Origin of the sequence: Pseudomonas sp. S8 (assembly GCF_050473925.1) — a bacterium.
Classification (GTDB): Bacteria; Pseudomonadota; Gammaproteobacteria; order Pseudomonadales; family Pseudomonadaceae; genus Aquipseudomonas; species Aquipseudomonas parakoreensis.
Map to the genome: position 1 here is coordinate 104,468 of NZ_JBFDVZ010000016.1, position 18,625 is coordinate 123,092.

The 18,625-nt window shown below is 63.0% G+C and carries 6 protein-coding genes; 4 read left to right on the forward strand and 2 right to left on the reverse strand.

Annotation, left to right across the window (positions count from 1 at the left end; translation table 11 throughout):
- Positions 1–10: 10 nt before the first annotated feature.
- Positions 11–1,801 (reverse strand): acyclic terpene utilization AtuA family protein, encoded by a 1,791-nt coding sequence (locus AB1J88_RS01750; protein WP_430290042.1) that lies wholly within the window; start codon positions 1,799–1,801, stop codon positions 11–13.
- Between the two features lie 183 nt (positions 1,802–1,984).
- Between AB1J88_RS01750 and AB1J88_RS01755 the strand changes: the two genes are divergently transcribed.
- The 3 genes from AB1J88_RS01755 to AB1J88_RS01765 all read left to right on the forward strand — a co-directional run bounded on the left by AB1J88_RS01755 (position 1,985) and on the right by AB1J88_RS01765 (position 4,596).
- Positions 1,985–2,620: a TetR/AcrR family transcriptional regulator gene (locus AB1J88_RS01755; protein ID WP_041069685.1), complete on the forward strand. Its 636-nt coding sequence runs from the start codon at positions 1,985–1,987 to the stop codon at positions 2,618–2,620.
- 80 nt (positions 2,621–2,700) lie between these two features.
- Positions 2,701–3,498, forward strand: a complete 798-nt coding sequence (locus AB1J88_RS01760) for a substrate-binding periplasmic protein (protein ID WP_041069688.1) — start codon at positions 2,701–2,703, stop codon at positions 3,496–3,498.
- Between the two features lie 84 nt (positions 3,499–3,582).
- Complete coding sequence (locus AB1J88_RS01765; RefSeq protein ID WP_430290043.1) at positions 3,583–4,596, forward strand: GNAT family N-acetyltransferase; 1,014 nt, start codon at positions 3,583–3,585, stop codon at positions 4,594–4,596.
- A 97-nt stretch (positions 4,597–4,693) separates the two neighbouring features.
- Here AB1J88_RS01765 and AB1J88_RS01770 read toward each other — a convergent pair whose 3' ends face one another.
- Positions 4,694–5,248 (reverse strand): RNA polymerase factor sigma-70, encoded by a 555-nt coding sequence (locus AB1J88_RS01770; RefSeq protein WP_027613402.1) that lies wholly within the window; start codon positions 5,246–5,248, stop codon positions 4,694–4,696.
- Between the two features lie 369 nt (positions 5,249–5,617).
- Here AB1J88_RS01770 and AB1J88_RS01775 point away from each other — a divergent pair, with 369 nt between their 5' ends.
- Positions 5,618–18,616 carry a non-ribosomal peptide synthetase gene (locus AB1J88_RS01775; RefSeq protein ID WP_430290044.1) on the forward strand — a complete coding sequence of 4,333 codons (12,999 nt, stop codon included), beginning with the start codon at positions 5,618–5,620 and terminating at the stop codon, positions 18,614–18,616.
- The last annotated feature ends 9 nt before the right edge of the window (positions 18,617–18,625 follow it).

Genomic DNA, 18,625 nt, shown 5'->3' on the forward strand with positions numbered 1-18,625 from the left:
AGCCCAACCTCTAGTCGAGTTGTTCGGCGATGCTCTGCGGCACCGGGATCTGGATTTCCAGCAGTTGCTGGGCGAAGGCCTTGCCCTGGGGATCGATGCGCAGACTTGCCACACCACCGCCACCGAGGGCGTTTTCCAGCAGGAAATTCAGGCTGTGGGTGCCGGGCAGGTACCAGCGTTCGACCCGGCCGTGAATCGGGTCGAACACGTGGCGCATCCAGTCGACGATCACCGCTGGCGTCAGCGCTTCGGCGATCCAAGGCAGGTATTCCGGTCGACGCGGCAGGACGCCGATGTTGCTGTGGTTGCCCTTGTCACCGGAGCGCGCCACCGCCAGTTTTACCAACGCCACGCTGGCGTCGGCGCGGCCCTGGGGTTTGGGTGGCTGTTCGGGGGTTGGCAGAGCGTGGCTGTCGAGTGGTGTCTGCGCGGGCAGGGCGCAGGGATATTGCTCACCGGCCATGTCGATTTGCAGGGTGCAGGCGTTTTTGTCGATCAGGAACGAGAACAGCCGGATCAGCGGATAGACCGTCGGCCGTCCGCCGACGATGCCGGTCAGTCCGGGCGCCATGCCGGTCGCGGCCTGGGCGATTTCCCGGGAGAACAGGATCAGCGCCGGTTTCAGTGGATGGCGCACCGCGAGTTTGATCACCACCTCGCGGCTGTCACGGCGCTGACCGTGAGGGCCGTAAGTGGCTTCACTGCCGAGCAGTTCGATATCGACTTCGCTGTAGGGCGGCCAGCCGCGCTGGCTGAACATTTCCGAGGTTTTGTCGATGATCGCCTGGCTCACGCGCCGGGCCTTGGACACCGCATCGATGCCGGCGATCAGGCAACTGGCGGTGCAGCGAAAGCCGTCCGGGTAAGTGGCGCTGACCTTGTATTTATCGCTGGGTGGCAAGCCTTTGGCACCGTGCACATGCACGGCGTTTTTGCCCTGTTGCTGCAGTTTCACCTGAGTGAAATCGCAGACCACATCCGGCAACAGATACGCCTGCGGATCACCGATTTCATAGAGCATCTGCTCGCCAACCGTCAGTGGCGTCACCAACCCGCCGGAGCCCTCGGGTTTGCTGACGATGAACTGGCCGTCGGCGCTGACGTCGACGATGGGAAAGCCGATGTGTTCGTAATCCGGCACATCGCGCCAGTCGGTGAAATTGCCCCCGGTACATTGTGCGCCGCACTCGATGATGTGCCCGGCCAACGCCGCCTGAGCGAGTTTGTCGTAGTCGTGCCACGCCCAGCCGAACTCATGCACCAGCGCCGCGCTGACCACCGCGCTGTCGACCACGCGCCCGGTGATGACGATGTCGGCGCCCAGGCGCAGAGCCTCGACGATGCCCGGCGCGCCGAGGTAGGCGTTGGTCGATACGCACATCGGCGGCAGCGGTGCGCCGTTGAACATTTCGTGGATGCCTTGAGTGGCGAGTTGCTTGAATTGCGGTTGCAGGTCGTCGCCGAGCAGCACGGCGATTTTCAGACTGACCCCGGCCTTGTCGCAGGCGGCCTGCAGGGCGGCGGCACAGGCTTTCGGATTGATCCCGCCAGCGTTGCTGATCACGCGAATCTTCTGTTCGACCAGTTGCGGCAGCAGCGGCGCGAGCACCTCGACAAAATCCCCGGCGAACCCGGCCTGTGGGTCCTTCATGCGGGCGCCGGCCATGATCGACATCGTGATCTCGGCCAGGTAATCGAACACCAGATAATCCAGGCGCCCGCCTGCCACGAGCTGGGCGGCGGCGGTGCTGGTGTCACCCCAGAATGCGCTGGCGCATCCGATGCGAACGGTCGTGGGCATGGTGATCTCCGACTCAGGAACCTGCGACAGAAGTGTCTGGAGGCTACCAAGCAAGCGCTTGGTTTGTAAACAGCTGAAATATCTTCTGCCCAAGCGCTTGCTTGGTTGCCGCCTGCGGCTTAAATTGCGCGCAACCCTGCGTGTTCAGGGGGCAACAGACTGATCGACTGTAGGAGAGAACGGGTGGACGAGCAAAAAGCCCTGAGGGTCATGCGCGAACTGGTCGACCAAGGCCAACTGACCGACCCTGACAGCGCTCGCGGCAAACTGCTGCAAGTGGCCGCCCACCTGTTCCGCAACAAAGGCTATGAACGCACCACCGTGCGCGATCTGGCCGGGGCGGTGGGGATTCAGTCCGGGAGCATTTTTCATCACTTCAAAAGCAAGGATGAAATCCTTCGTGCGGTGATGGAAGAGACCATCGTCTACAACACCGCGTTGATGCGCGCCGCGCTGGCCGAAGCCGCCAGTGTGCGGGAGCGGGTGCTGGCGCTGATTCGTTGCGAGTTGCAGTCGATCATGGGCGGCAGCGGCGAAGCGATGGCGGTGCTGGTCTACGAGTGGCGTTCGTTGTCCGAGGAGGGGCAGGCCCGGGTGCTGGCCCTGCGTGACGTCTATGAAGAGATCTGGTTGCAAGTGCTGGGCGAAGCCAAGGACGCCGGGTTTATCCGTGGCGATGTTTTCATTACCCGTCGTTTCCTCACCGGCGCACTGTCCTGGACCACCACCTGGTTCCGTGCCGGCGGCAGCCTGAGCCTTGATCAGTTGGCCGATGAAGCGCTGATTCTGGTGCTCGAAGAGCGCCAGTCCACTTTCTAACAGGCCGGGAAACTGGCTAACTGGGCGAAACCGCCTAGCTTGAATGCATTGATTGCCATTTTTTCGGGGAGTGGGGTGTTTTGAAGTCTTCGCCAATTCGGACGACCGCAGGGCTTTTGCTCGTAGCGCTGGCGGTATTTTGGGTGCTACCCGCACAGGCAGCGCAACTGGTTCGGGTGGGCGCGGCGCATTTTCCGCCTTACACCGTGCGTCCGGAAAGTGGTGCCGACACTGGCTTGCTGCCGCAACTGGTCGAGGCGCTCAATGCACTGCAGGCGGACTATCAGTTCGTACTGGTACCGACTTCGATTCCTCGGCGTTTCGGTGATTTCAAGCAGGGCCGGATCGACATGGCGATCTTCGAGAACCCCGATTGGGGCTGGAAGGAGATTCCTCATACCGACGTCGATATGGGCCTGGAAGATGCCGAGATTTTCGTCGCGCAACGTGAAGACGGTCGCCAGCAGAACTATTTCGCCGACCTCAAGGGCAAACGCCTGGCGCTGTACAGCGGTTATCACTATGAGTTCGCCAACTTCAACGCCGATCCCAAGTACCTCGCCGATACCTTCAACGCGACGCTGACCTATTCCCACGACAGCAACCTGCTGATGGTGCTGCGCGGGCGCGCCGACATCGCTCTGGTCACGCGCTCGTACCTGTTCGATTATCTGCTGCGCAACGAAAAAGTGCGTGACGAATTGCTGGTGTCGCAACGCATCGATCAGGTCTACCACCATTACGCCATTCTGCGTCCGACGGCACCGATCACTGGCGAGGCGTTCGGCAAGTTGCTGCAGGGTTTGCGCAACAATGGCCAGATGCTGAAGATCTTCGATCCTTACAAGATTGCCGTGGTGCCGGTGGCTCATCCCTGACCGATTTTCATCCAGGCGGCTAAATTTCTCCTCTCGGCTCACGTCCCATCGTTGAACTGTCGACGATTATCGTGAGCCCGACCCATGTCCAATCTGAATGACCTGACTGCCCTGGCCCTGCCTTCGGGCAGCCAACTGGTAGCCGATGCCACTGAAAGCCGTCTGAGCCTGAGCCTGGACGGGCAACCGCTGATTCGCCTGCGCCTGGATCGCCTGGCCAAAGGCCCGATCCAGCTCGACGAGCGTTATGCACTGCCTGTGGGGCAGGCGCTGTGGGCGGCCTGTTACTGGTTGTTCGCACGCGATCCGGACTGTCAGCAACTGCTCTGGCAACTCGATCAACCACCCACTGAAGCGTTGCTCAGCGGTTTGCTGGTCAGCACCGAAGTGGCTGGCGAATACCGCTGCGAACGCACCCTGTTCTGGCAGTTGCCGCAACCCTGGCTGGGCACGTCGCTGACCGGCAGCTACCCGCAACAAATGGTGATCAGTCACGGCAAGCGCCATCCGCTGCGCTCGGCGAAGCCGCGTGGCGAGGTCTATCGGCGTTTCGATGCGCGTCTCGGTGCGTGGATTTCCCTGCGTACGGTGGAGATCGAGCAGGATCTGGCGCGGTTCAATCGCTGGCAGAACAGCCCGCGAGTCGCCAGTTTCTGGCAGGAGGAGGGCAGTCTCGATCAGCATCGCGAGTACCTGAGCAAGCTCGATGCCGATCCGCACACCCTGACGCTGATCGGCTGTTTTGATGATCAACCGTTTGCCTATTTCGAGGCCTACTGGGCCAAGGAAGACCGTATCGCGCCGTTCTACGACGCCGACAATTACGACCGTGGCATTCATATGCTGGTGGGAGAGGAAAACCACCGTGGCCCGCACAAGGTCGCGAGCTGGTTGTCGGCGCTGGTGCACTACCTGTTTCTGGATGATCCGCGGACCCAGCGTGTGGTCGCTGAACCGCGTGCCGATAACGCGAAGATGATCGGCCACATGCACAACCAGTGCTTCCACTGCGAGAAGGAGTTCGACTTTCCGCACAAGCGCGCGGCTTTGATGATTCTGGGGCGTGAGCGGTTTTTTGATCGGTGCAAGCTGGCGTAAAAGCAAAAGATCGCAGCCTTCGGCAGCTCCTACATGAAAGGTATTCCTCTGTAGGAACTGCTGAAGGCTGCGATCTTTTTTCTGCGATGAACCGGACTTAGCGCCGACCCATCGAGGCCGCATCCCCACGGCTGCCCGACACCTTGCGGCAGTGCACCAGTGCATCGCGGATCATGAAGTTGACCAAGGTCGGCGAGACGCCGAGTTCCTTGGCGATGTCCTTTTGCGGCACGCCGTGCAGGCGGTACATCTCGAAGGCGTAACGGGTGCGGCTGGGCAGTTCGGTCAGCGCGTCGGCGATGTGCTCCAGCGTCGAGAAATTGATGTGCGAGGTTTCCGGCGAAGCGCCCTGAATGACCACATTCAACCCTTCCTCTTCGGGGCCCGAGTATTTCTGTTCCAGCGCCTGTTTGCGGTAGTGATCGATGGCGAGGTTGCGCACGATCTGGAACAGGTAACTCAATTGCGCCTTGATCGACGAGGTGATCGGCGGCGCCGATTGCAAGCGGAAGAACGCATCCTGCACCACGTCTTCGGCGCGCGAACGGCAACCGGTAATGCGCGCTGCGATCTTGACCAGAATCAGTCGATTGTCGACGAAGGCCTGAAGTAGCGGTGAATCGCACCTGCTTGTGGATACTTGTTCCGTCATGGAAATCACCTTGCTGCCAATAGGTTAGTGGGACGCCGGGGGACGAGGCCGTCCTACACATCGAGCGACAAATTATGTTGAATGATAATGATTGTCAATTGAGAAAGAGAACTAATGCTCCGTAAAGGTGCGAATCGAGAACTGCGACACACCGCCACACCCCGGCCCCCGTTGGCGATCCTGCCCGCTGACTAATTATTTGCAGACGTCATCCGTTCTCATTGGTGAATGGCTTCGGGCGCACAGCCCCGGCCAGACAGCATTCCGCAAGCCTTGCGCGGTCGGCACAGACCACGCCCTGCACGCCCTCGACCGGCGTGACGCAGCACCTCGATTCCACTAGCAAGCCGAATTCAGGCAGGAAACCTCATGACCGACGCGTTCGAACTCCCCAGCACTCTGGTCCAAGCCCTCCAGCGCCGTGCGGCACACACGCCGGAGCGCCTGGCCCTGCGCTTTCTCGCCGAAACCGAGGAGCAGGGCGTGGTGCTCAGTTACCGCGAACTGGATCAACGCGCGCGCACCATTGCTGCCGCATTGCAGGCCCAGGCTGAGTTCGGTGATCGCGCGGTGCTGCTGTTCCCCAGCGGCGCGGATTACGTCGCGGCGTTTTTCGGTTGCCTGTACGCCGGGGTGATCGCGGTGCCGGCTTATCCGCCGGAGTCCGCCCGTCGTCATCATCAGGAACGCCTGCTGTCGATCATTGCCGATGCCGAACCGCGTTTGCTGCTGACCAGCGCCGACCTGCGCGATGCCTTGCAACACATCGAAGGCGCGCCGCCGTTGCTGTGCGTCGATACGCTTGACAACACGCTGGCCGAGTCCTGGATTGAGCCGACCCTGCCGCAGGACCACATCGCCTTTCTGCAATACACCTCCGGTTCTACCGCGCTGCCCAAAGGCGTGCAGGTCAGCCACGGCAATCTGGTGGCCAACGAGCTGCTGATTCGCCACGGTTTCGGCATTGACGTGAACCCCGACGACGTGATCGTCAGCTGGCTGCCGCTGTACCACGACATGGGCCTGATCGGCGGATTACTGCAGCCGATTTTCAGCGGCGTGCCGTGCATCCTGATGTCGCCGGCGTACTTCCTCGGTCGTCCGTTGCGCTGGCTTGAAGCGATTAGCCAATACGGCGGCACCATCAGCGGCGGGCCGGATTTCGCCTATCGCTTGTGCAGCGAGCGGGTCAGCGAATCGGCGCTGGAGCGACTCGACCTGAGCCGCTGGCGCGTGGCCTATTCCGGTTCCGAACCGATCCGTCTCGATACCCTCGAGCGCTTCGCCGAGAAGTTCACCGCGTGCGGCTTCAGCGAAGACAGCTTCATGGCATCCTATGGTTTGGCCGAAGCGACCCTGTTCGTTGCCGGCACACCGCGCGGCACCGGTATTCCTGCATTACGCGTGGACGATCAAGCGCTGGCGCAAAATCGTGCCGAGCCGGGCGACGGCAGTGCGATCATGAGTTGTGGCATCAGCCAGCCCGATCACGCGGTGCTGATTGCCGACCCGGTCACGCTCAAAGAACGAGCTGACAACCTCGTCGGTGAAGTCTGGGCCGCCGGCCCGAGCATCGCCCACGGCTACTGGCGCAATCCCGAGGCCAGCGCCAAGACCTTCGTCCAGCACGCCGGTCGCACCTGGCTGCGCACGGGTGACCTGGGCTTCATCCGCGACGGTGAACTGTTCATCACCGGGCGCCTGAAAGACATGCTGATCGTGCGCGGTCACAACCTCTATCCGCAGGACATCGAGCAAACCGTCGAGCGTGAAGTGGAAGTGGTACGCAAAGGTCGCGTCGCGGCATTCGCGGTCAATCAGGACGGTGAAGAAGGCATTGGCATCGCGGCGGAAATCAGCCGCAGCGTGCAAAAAATCCTGCCGCCCGAAGCACTGATCAAAGCCATTCGCCAGGCAGTGGCCGAGGCTTGTCAGGAAGCACCAAGCGTGGTGGTGCTGCTCAACCCGGGCGCGCTGCCGAAGACGTCCAGCGGCAAGCTGCAACGCTCGGCGTGCCGCACGCGTCTGGCCGATGGCAGCCTCGACAGCTACGCGGTGTTCCCGTCCGCCGAAGTGCAAAATACCGAATCGACCCTGGCGGCTTCCGAGCTGGAAGCCTTGATTGGCAAGCTCTGGGCCGAGCAACTCAATCTCAAACAGGTCAACGCCGACGACCACTTCTTCCTGCTCGGCGGCAACTCGATTGCAGCAACTCAAGTGATCGCCAAGGTGCGCGAAGAACTGGGCCTGGAGCTGAACCTGCGTCTGCTGTTCGAGGCGCCGACCCTGTCCGCATTCGCCGCTGCCGTGGCGCAACAGCAACAGGACGGCGGCAGCGCCCAAGGCGAAATCACCCCGTTGTCGCGCACTGAAGCACTGCAGCAATCGCTGGCGCAAAACCGTCTGTGGATCACCTGGCAACTCGATCCGCACAGCGGCGCCTACAACATTCCCGGCGCCCTGCGTCTGCGTGGCGAGCTGGATGAAGATGCGCTGCGCGCCAGCTTCCAGCAACTGATCGAACGCCACGAATCGCTGCGCACGCGCTTTTTCGAGCGTGACGGTGTGGCGCTGCAACAGGTCGAGGCGGCGCCTGAATTCAATCTGCAACTGATTGACCTCAGCGACTTGCCAGTGCACGAGCGTGAAGCCCGCGCGCAACAGATCCGCGAAGACGAAGCACGCACACAATTCGATTTGGAAAAAGGCCCGCTGCTGTGGGTGACGCTGGTGCGCCTCGACGACGAAGATCACCAGTTACTGGTGACGTTGCACCACATCATCGCCGACGGCTGGTCGCTGAACGTGCTGATCGATGAATTCTCGCGCCTGTACGCTGCGGCATCCCAAGGCCAGCGCGCCGAACTCGCCCCGCTGCCCACCCACTACGCCGACTACGGCAGCTGGCAGCGCCAATGGCTGGCGCAAGGCGAGGGCGAGCGGCAACTGGCGTACTGGAAAGCCCGGCTGGGCGACGACCATCCGGTGCTGGAACTGGCCACCGATCACCCGCGCTCGGCCAGACAATTGCACAGCGCCGCGCGCCACAGCGTGCGCCTCGGCGTCAGCCTCAGCGACGCGATCAAGCAGACTGCGCAGGCGCATCAATCGACGCCATTCATGCTGTTGCTCTCGGCGTTCCAGAGTCTGCTGCATCGCTACAGCGGTCAACGCGATATCCGCATCGGCATCCCCAATGCCAACCGTCCGCGCCTGGAAACCCAGGGCCTGATCGGCTTCTTCATCAACACCCAGGTACTGCGGGCCGAGGTTGATTCGCGGCAGTCGTTTGTCGAGTTGCTGGCGCAGACCCGCGAGGCTGCGCTGGGGGCTCAGGCCCATCAGGATCTGCCGTTCGAACAACTGCTCGAAGCGTTCCCGCAGGCTCGCGAACAGGGACTGTTTCAGGTCATGTTCAACCACCAGCAACGCGACTTGAGTGCGCTCAAACGCCTGCCGGGCCTGCTCGCCGAAGAGTTGCCGTGGCACAGCCGCGAGGCCAAGTTCGACCTGCAACTGCACAGCGAAGAAGATCGCAACGGACGCCTGACCTTGTCCTTCGACTACGCCGATGAACTGTTTGACGCGGCGACCATCGAGCGTCTGGCCGAACACTTCAGCAATCTGCTGCGCGCTGTCTGCGAACAACCGCAACAGGCGATCGGCGACCTGCAACTGCTGACTCCGTGTGAGCACGAACAGCAAAAGGCATGGAGCGTCGCCCCGTGCACCCCGGCGCAGCAATGGCTGCCGGAACTGCTCAACGAACAGGCGCGGCAGACGCCGGAACGCACCGCGCTGGTGTGGGACGGAGGTAGCCTCGACTTCGCCGAATTGCACGCCCAGGCCAACCGCCTCGCGCACTATCTGCGCGACAAAGGTGTGGGACCGGATGTGTGCGTGGCAATCGCTGCCGAGCGTTCGCCGCAACTGCTGATCGGCCTGCTGGCGATCATCAAGGCCGGTGGCGCTTACGTGCCGCTGGATCCGGATTACCCGGCCGAACGTCTGGCCTACATGCTCAGCGACAGCGGCGTCGAACTGCTGCTGACCCAGACTGCTTTGCTCGAGCGTCTACCTGCCAGTGACGGCGTCAGCGTCATCGCCATGGACGCGTTGCACCTGGAAAACTGGCCGAGCCAGGCGCCCGGTCTGCACCTGCACGGCGACAACCTCGCCTATGTGATTTACACCTCCGGTTCCACCGGGCAACCGAAAGGCGTCGGCAACACCCACGCCGCATTGGCCGAACGGCTGCAGTGGATGCAGAACAGCTATCGCCTGAACGACAGCGATGTGCTGATGCAAAAGGCGCCGATCAGTTTCGACGTGTCGGTGTGGGAATGCTTCTGGCCGCTGATCACTGGCGCGCGTTTGCTGATTGCCGCGCCGGGCGAGCATCGCGATCCGCATCGCATCGCGCAACTGGTGCAGGAATACGGTGTGACCACGCTGCACTTCGTACCGCCGCTGCTTTCGCTGTTCATCGATGAACCGCTGAGCGCCGAATGCACCAGCCTGCGCCGGTTATTCTCCGGCGGCGAAGCGCTGCCGGCGGAACTGCGCAACCGCGTACTGGCGCAACTGCCGGCGGTGCAACTGCACAACCGTTACGGCCCGACCGAAACCGCCATCAACGTCACTCACTGGCACTGCACCACGGCCGATGGCGAGCGCTCGCCGATTGGCCGGCCGCTGGGCAACGTGATCTGCCGCGTGCTCGACGCCGAGCTCAATCCTGTGCCGGCCGGTGTACCGGGTGAACTGTGCATCAGTGGCATCGGTCTGGCCCGGGGTTACCTTGGTCGTCCGGCACTGACGGCCGAGCGCTTTGTGGTCGACCCGTTGGGCGAGCAGGGCGCGCGTCTGTACCGCACCGGTGACCGTGCACGCTGGACCTCGGACGGCGTGATCGAATACCTCGGGCGTCTCGATCAGCAGGTCAAACTGCGTGGTTTCCGCGTTGAACCGGAAGAAATCGAAGCGCGCCTGCTGGCGCAAAACGGCGTCGCCCAGGCCGTGGTGCTGGTGCGCGAAACCGCGGCCGGCGCGCAATTGATCGGCTACTTCACCGCTGTCGACGCCAGCGAAGATCAGGACGCACAGATCGCCCGCCTGAAAACCGCACTGGCCGGCGAACTGCCGGAATACATGGTCCCGGCGCAACTGATGCGCCTGGACGCGATGCCCCTGAGCCCGAGCGGCAAGCTCGACCGTCGCGCCTTGCCGGAGCCACAGTGGCAAGTGCGTGAGCACGTCGAACCGGCCACCGAGCTGGAACAACAGATCGCCGCGATCTGGCGTGAAGTGCTGGGTCTGCCACGGATCGGTCTGCGCGACGACTTCTTCGCCCTCGGCGGACACTCGTTGCTGGCTACACAAATCATCTCGCGCAGCCGTCAGGCCTGTGACGTCGAGCTACCGTTGCGCGCCTTGTTCGAACACAGCGAACTCGGCGATTTTGCCGAGCAGATCCGCCTGATCCAGGCCAGCGGCCAGACCAACCAACAGCCGCCGATTGCCAAAGTCGATCGCAGCCAAGCGGTGCCGTTGTCGTACTCGCAACAGCGCATGTGGTTCCTCTGGCAGATGGAGCCGGACAGCCCGGCGTACAACGTCGGCGGCATGGCCCGCCTGCGCGGCGTGTTGCATGTCGAGCATTTCGAGTCGGCCTTGCAGGCGTTGATCCTGCGCCACGAAACCCTGCGCACCACGTTCCCGAGCGTCGATGGCGTTGCCCGTCAACAGGTGCATGCCGAGACTGGCGTGCGCATGGGCTGGAAGGATTTCTCGAAACTGCCGGCTGACCAGCGCGAACAGAAAGTCCAGCAACTGGCCGACGAAGAAGCGCATTTGCCGTTCGACCTGGAAAGCGGCCCGCTGCTGCGCGCCTGCCTGGTCAAGACCGCCGAGCACGAGCATTACTTTGTCCTGACCCTGCACCACATCGTCACCGAAGGCTGGGCAATGGACATTTTTGCCCGCGAGCTCAGCGCGCTGTACGAAGCCTTCGTCGATGAACGCGACTCGCCGCTGGAAGCGTTGCCGGTGCAGTACCTCGATTACAGCGTCTGGCAGCGGCAGTGGCTGGAGTCCGGTGAACGTCAGCGCCAACTCGACTACTGGACCGCGCAACTCGGTCGCGAACATCCGTTGCTGGAACTGCCCGGGGACCGTCCGCGTCCGCCGGTGCAAAGCCATCAGGGTGAACTGTTCCGTTTCGACCTCAGTGATGACCTCGCCGCCCGCGTCCGAGCGTTCAATGCGCAAAACGGTCTGACCCTGTTCATGACCATGACCGCTGCGCTCGCCACCTTGCTCTACCGCTACAGCGGCCAGACCGACCTGCGCATCGGCGCGCCGGTGGCCAACCGAATCCGCCCGGAAAGCGAAGGGCTGATCGGCGCGTTCCTCAACACCCAGGTGCTGCGTTGCCAGCTCGACGGGCAGATGTCGGTCGGCGAGTTGTTCGAGCAAGTGCGCCACACCGTGATCGAAGGCCAGTCGCATCAGGACCTGCCGTTCGATCATCTGGTCGAAGCGCTGCAACCGCCACGCAGTGCGGCGTACAACCCGCTGTTCCAGGTGATGTGCAACGTGCAGCGCTGGGAGTTCCAGCAGAGCCGCATGCTCGCCGGGATGACCGTCGAGTACCTGGCCAACGATGCGCGGGCGACCAAGTTCGACCTCAACCTGGAAGTCACCGACCTCGACCATCGTCTCGGTTGCTGCCTGACCTACAGCACCGATCTGTTCGATGAACCGACCATTGCGCGCATGGCCAAACATTGGCGCAACCTGCTGGAAGCGTTGATCGCCGATCCGCAACAGCGTCTGAGCCAGTTGCCGCTGCTCGACCCGGCTGAGCAGCAACACCTGCTCGACAGCCTCGGTGTCGAACCGGGCGAACGGCGTCTCGATCAATGCATCCATCACCTGTTCGCCGAGCAGGCGCTGGCGCGCAAAGACGCGCCGGCGCTGACGTTCGCCGGGCAGACGTTGAGCTACGCCGAACTCGATGCCCGCGCCAATCGTCTGGCCTGGGCCCTGCGCGAGCGTGGGGTCGGTCCGCAGGTGCGGGTCGGTCTGGCGCTGGAGCGCTCGCTGGAAATGGTCGTCGGCCTGCTGGCGATTCTCAAGGCCGGTGGCGCTTATGTGCCGCTGGACCCGGAATACCCGCTCGATCGCCTGCACTACATGATCGAAGACAGCCGCATCGGTCTGCTGCTCAGCGACCGGGCGATGTTCACTGCCCTCGGTGATTTGCCGTCGAGCGTGGCGCGCTGGTGCCTGGAGGATGACAGCGCGGCGCCGGCGGATTACCCGGCCACTGAGCTGCCCTTTATCAGCCTGCCGCAGCATCAGGCCTATCTGATTTACACCTCGGGCTCGACCGGCCAGCCGAAAGGCGTGGTGGTGTCGCACGGTGAAATCGCCATGCATTGCCAGGCGGTGATCGAGCGTTTCGGCATGCGTGCGGACGACTGCGAACTGCACTTCTATTCGATCAACTTCGACGCCGCCACCGAGCGTCTGCTGGTGCCGTTGCTCAGCGGCGCGCAGGTGGTGTTGCGGGCGCAAGGGCAGTGGGACGCGGAGGAGATCTGCGACTTGATCCGCACTCATCGGATCAATGTGCTCGGTTTCACCCCGAGCTACGGCAGTCAGCTGGCGCAATTCCTCGCCACACAGAATGAAACCCTGCCGGTGCGGATGATCATCACCGGTGGCGAAGCACTGACCGGCGAGCACCTGCAACGGATTCGCGCCGCATTCAAACCGAGCCTGTTCTTCAACGCCTATGGCCCGACTGAAACCGTGGTCATGCCGCTGGCCAGTCTGGCGCCGGGAGTGCTGGAAGAGGGCGCCGGCAGCGTGCCGATCGGCAGCGTGATCGGTGACCGTGTGGCGTACATTCTCGACGCCGATCTGGCACTGGTGCCGCAAGGCGCGACCGGTGAGTTGTTCGTCGGCGGTGCCGGTCTGGCCCAGGGCTATCACGACCGTCCGGGCATCAGCGCCGAGCGTTTCGTGGCTGACCCGTTTGCCGCCGATGGCGGGCGCATGTACCGCACCGGCGATCTGGTGCGCCAGCGTGCCGATGGGCTGGTGGAATATCTGGGGCGGATCGACCATCAGGTGAAAATCCGTGGTTTCCGCATCGAGTTGGGCGAGATCGAAACCCGTCTGCTCGATCACCACTCGATCCGCGAAGCGGTGGTGCTGGCGCTGGATGCGCCGAGCGGCAAGCAACTGGTGGGCTACCTGGTCAGCGATGTCGCCGAACAAAGCGAAACCCACCAGGCCGAGTTGCGCGAAGCACTGAAGTCACACCTCAAGGCGCAACTGCCGGATTACATGGTGCCGACGCACCTGATCCTGCTGGCGAGCATGCCGCTGACCGCCAACGGCAAACTCGACCGCCGCGCCTTGCCGGCGCCGGATCCCGAGCTGAATCGTCAGCACTACGTCGCCCCGAGCAGCGAGTTGGAGCAGACCCTGGCACAGATCTGGTGCGAGGTGCTCAACGTCAAACAGGTCGGTCTCAATGACAACTTCTTTGAACTCGGTGGCGACTCGATTCTGTCGATTCAAGTGGTCAGCCGTGCGCGGCAGCAGGGCATTCATTTCAGTCCACGGGATCTGTTCCAGCATCAGACGGTGCAGACCCTGGCCGCTGTCGCCAGCCGTAGCGAGCAAGCCACCGCCGAGCAGGGGCTGGTGGTCGGCGAGTCGGCCATGACGCCGATTCAGCACTGGTTCTTCGACACTGAAATCCCCGAGCGTCAGCACTGGAACCAGGCGCTGCTGCTGGAGCCGAGCGTGGCGCTGGAACCGCATCGTCTGGAACAGGCGCTGCTGACGGTGATCGAGCAGCACGACGCCCTGCGTCTGCGTTTCACCCAGGTCAACGATCAATGGCAGGCCACGCATCAACCGGTGTCCGACGCCGAGGTGTTGTGGCAGGTGCGGGTGGCGGCGATGGACAAGTGCGCAGCGCTGTTTGCCGATGCCCAGCGCAGTCTCGATCTGCAAACCGGCCCGCTGCTGCGCGCCTTGCTGGTGGACGGGCCCGAAGGTCAGCAACGCCTGTTCATTGCGATCCATCACCTGGTGGTCGACGGTGTGTCGTGGCGCGTGCTGCTTGACGATCTGCAAACCGTGTATCGCCAGCTCGACGCCGAACAGTCGGTACAACTGCCGGCGAAAACCAGTGCCTTCAAGGATTGGGCAGCACGTTTGCAGGCCTATGCCGGCAGCGAATCGTTGCGCGAGGAACTGAACTGGTGGCAAACCCAACTGGCCGGGCCGAACGCCGAGCTGCCGTGCGAAAACCCGCAGGGCGGACAGCAGAATCGTCACGCGCAAACCGTCAGCGTGCGCCTGGATGCCGAGCGTACCGGACAATTGCTGCAGCAAACGCCGCGCGCCTACCGCACGCAGGTCAACGACCTGCTGCTGACCGCGCTGGCCCGCGTGCTGTGCCGCTGGAGCGGGCAGCCGTCGGCATTGATCCAACTGGAAGGCCACGGCCGCGAAACCCTGTTCGACGAGATCGACCTGACCCGCACTGTCGGTTGGTTCACCAGCGCCTATCCGTTGCGCCTGACCCCGCACAACATCGAAGAGGCCGCCGGGCAGGGCGCTTCGATCAAGGCGATCAAGGAGCAACTGCGCGCCGTGCCGCACAAAGGCCTCGGTTATGGCGTGCTGCGTTATCTGGCCGATGACCTCAGCCAGCGCAGCATGGCGGCGTTGCCGAATGCTCCGGTGACCTTCAACTACCTCGGCCAGTTCGACCAGAGTTTCGCCAGCGATGCACTGTTCCGTCCGCTGGATGAGCCGGTCGGTGCAGCCCACGATCCGCAGGCGCCGCTGCCCAACGAGCTGAGCATCGACAGTCAGGTGTATGGCGGTGAACTGTTGCTGCGCTGGACCTTCAGCGCCGAACGTTATGACGCGCAGACCATCAATGACCTGGCCGACGCTTACCTCGGCGAGCTGCAAAGTCTGATCGAACATTGCCTGCAGGACGAAGCCGGCGGCCTGACACCGTCGGACTTCCCGCTGGCGAAACTGACCCAGGCGCAACTCGATGCCCTGCCGGTGCCAGCCGCGCAGATCGAAGACGTCTATCCGCTGACGCCGATGCAGGAAGGCATGTTGCTGCACACCTTGCTCGAACCGGGCACCGGTCTGTACTACATGCAGGATCGCTACCGCATCAACAGCGAGCTCGATCCCGAGCGTTTCGCCCAGGCCTGGCAAGCGGTGGTCGCCCGTCATGAAGCGTTGCGTGCCTCGTTCTGCTGGAACGTCGGCGAGGACATGCTGCAAGTGATCCACACGCCGGGCCGCACGCCGATCGAGTACCTGGACTGGAGCGCCGTTGCCGAAGAAGAGCAAGAACCGAAGCTGCAGGCGCTGCTGAAAAGCGAGCGCGAGGCCGGCTTCGATCTGCTCAATCAGGCACCGTTCCACCTGCGCCTGATCAAGGTCGGCGCGGCGCGTTACTGGTTCATGATGAGCAACCACCACATCCTCATCGATGCCTGGTGTCGTTCGCTGCTGATGAACGATTTCTTCGAGATCTACACCGCCCTCGGTGAAGGTCGCGAAGCACAGTTGTCGCTGCCGCCGCGTTACCGCGACTACATCGGCTGGCTGCAACGCCAGAGCCTGGCCGAGGCACGCCAGTGGTGGCAGCAGAACCTGCGAGGGTTCGAGCGCACCACGCCGATCCCGAGCGACCGGCCGTTCCTGCGTGAACATGCGGGTGAAAGCGGCGGCATGATCGTTGGTGACCGCTACACGCGACTGAATGTCGAGGACGGCGCCCGTCTGCGCGAGCTGGCCCAGGCCCATCAACTGACCATCAACACCTTCGCCCAGGCGGCATGGGCACTGGTGCTGCGCCGCATGAGCGGTGATCGCGACGTGCTGTTCGGCGTGACCGTGGCCGGGCGCCCGGTGGAGTTGCCGGAGATGCAACGCACCGTCGGCCTGTTCATCAACAGCATTGCGTTGCGGGTGCAGATCCCGGCGGACGACGAACGCGCCAGCGTGCGGCAGTGGTTGAGCGGACTGCTCGACAGCAACATGCAACTGCGCGAGTACGAATACTTGCCGCTGGTGAGCATTCAGGAACAGAGCGAACTGCCGAAAGGCCAGCCGCTGTTCGACAGTCTGTTTGTGTTCGAGAACGCCCCGGTGGAAGTCTCGGTGCTGGACCGTGCGCAGAGCCTCAACGCGACTTCGGACTCCGGCCGTACCCACACCAACTTCCCGCTGACGGCGGTGTGCTACCCGGGCGATGACCTCGGTCTGCACCTGTCGTATGACCAGCGTTACTTCGACGAGTCGACCATCGAGCGCATGCTCGGCGAGTTCAAGCGTCTGTTGCTGGCGCTGGTCGATGGTTTCCATGGCGACATGGCCGACCTGCCGCTGGTGGGCCACGAGGAACAGGACTTCCTGCTGCACGGCTGCAACCAGAGCGCGCACGATTATCCGCTGGAGCACAGCTACGTGGCGCTGTTCGAAGCACAGGTCGCGGCGTATCCGCAGCGCATCGCCGCCACTTGCCTCGACCAGCAACTGAGCTATGCCGAGCTGAACCAGAACGCCAACCGCCTCGGCCATGCACTGGTCGCCGCCGGGGTGCAGTTGGATCAACCGGTAGCGTTGCTGGCCGAACGTAATCTGGATCTTTTGGGGATGATCATCGGCAGCTTCAAGGCCGGTGCCGGTTACCTGCCGCTGGATCCGGGCCTGCCGAGCCAGCGTCTGCAGCGGATCATCGAGCTGAGCCGCACGCCAGTGCTGGTGTGCAGCGAAGCCTGCCGCCAACAGGCGCAGACTTTGCTCGATGAGTTCAGCTGCGCCAACCGTCCACGGCTGTTGGTCTGGGAAGAAGTGCAGGCGCTGGCGACATCGCTGCACAACCCGGGAATCTACAGTGGCCCGGACAACCTGGCCTACGTGATCTACACCTCGGGTTCGACCGGGTTGCCGAAAGGCGTGATGGTCGAGCAGCGCGGCATGCTCAACAACCAGCTGAGCAAGGTGCCGTACCTGCAACTGACGGACGCCGACGTGATCGCTCAGACCGCCTCGCAAAGCTTCGACATTTCGGTCTGGCAGTTCCTCGCCGCGCCGTTGTTTGGCGCGCGGGTGGACATCGTGCCGAACGTCATCGCCCACGATCCGCAAGGCTTGCTGGTGCATGTGCAAGCGCAGGGCATCACCGTGCTGGAGAGCGTGCCGTCGCTGATTCAGGGCATGCTCGCCTCGGAGCGCCTGAGCCTCGACGGTCTGCGCTGGATGCTGCCGACCGGGGAAGCGATGCCGCCGGAACTGGCGCACCAATGGCTGCTGCGTTATCCGGACATCGGTCTGGTCAACGCTTACGGCCCGGCGGAATGCTCCGATGACGTGGCGTTCTTCCGCGTCGACCTGGCCTCGACTCGCGGCAGCTATTTGCCGATCGGTACGCCGACCGACAACAACTTGCTGTACCTGGTCGATGGCGCGCTGGAACTGGTGCCGCTGGGCGCGGTGGGTGAGTTGTGCGTGGCCGGGACTGGCGTCGGTCGCGGTTACGTCAGCGATCCGTTGCGCACCGCGCCGGTGTTTGTGCCGAACCCGTTCGGCGCGCCGGGCGAGCGTCTGTATCGCACCGGAGACCTCGCGCGGCGGCGCAGTGACGGGGTGCTGGAGTACGTCGGCCGGGTTGACCATCAGGTGAAGATTCGCGGTTACCGTATCGAACTGGGTGAAATCGAAGCGCGTCTGCACGAACAACCGGAAGTCCGCGATGCGGCGGTCGGCGTGCAAGAGGGGGCGAACGGCAAGCACCTGGTCGGCTATCTGGTCGCGGCGGATTCGGCGCTCAACCCGAGCGAACGTCTGGAGCGGATCAAGCAACGCCTGCGCAGCGAACTGCCGGAATACATGGTGCCGCTGCACTGGTTGTGGCTCGATCAGCTGCCGCACAACGCCAACGGCAAACTCGACCGCAAGGCCTTGCCGGCGCTGGAGATCGGCCAGTTGCAAAGCCAGGATTACCTGGCCCCGCGCAACGAACTGGAGCAGACCCTGGCCGACATCTGGGCCGAAGTGCTCAAGGTCGACAAGGTCGGGGTACGCGACAACTTCTTCGAGCTGGGCGGGCATTCGTTGCTGGCCACGCAGATCGCCTCGCGGGTGCAGAAAACTCTGCAACGCGATGTGCCGCTGCGAGCGATGTTCGAGTGCAGCACGGTGCAGGAACTGGCCGAGTACATCGAAGGCCTGGCGGCGAGTGACATGACCGAGGACAAGGTGGAGCGCTTGAATGATCTGATGGCGGAGCTGGAAGGCTTGTAAATCTTCAGC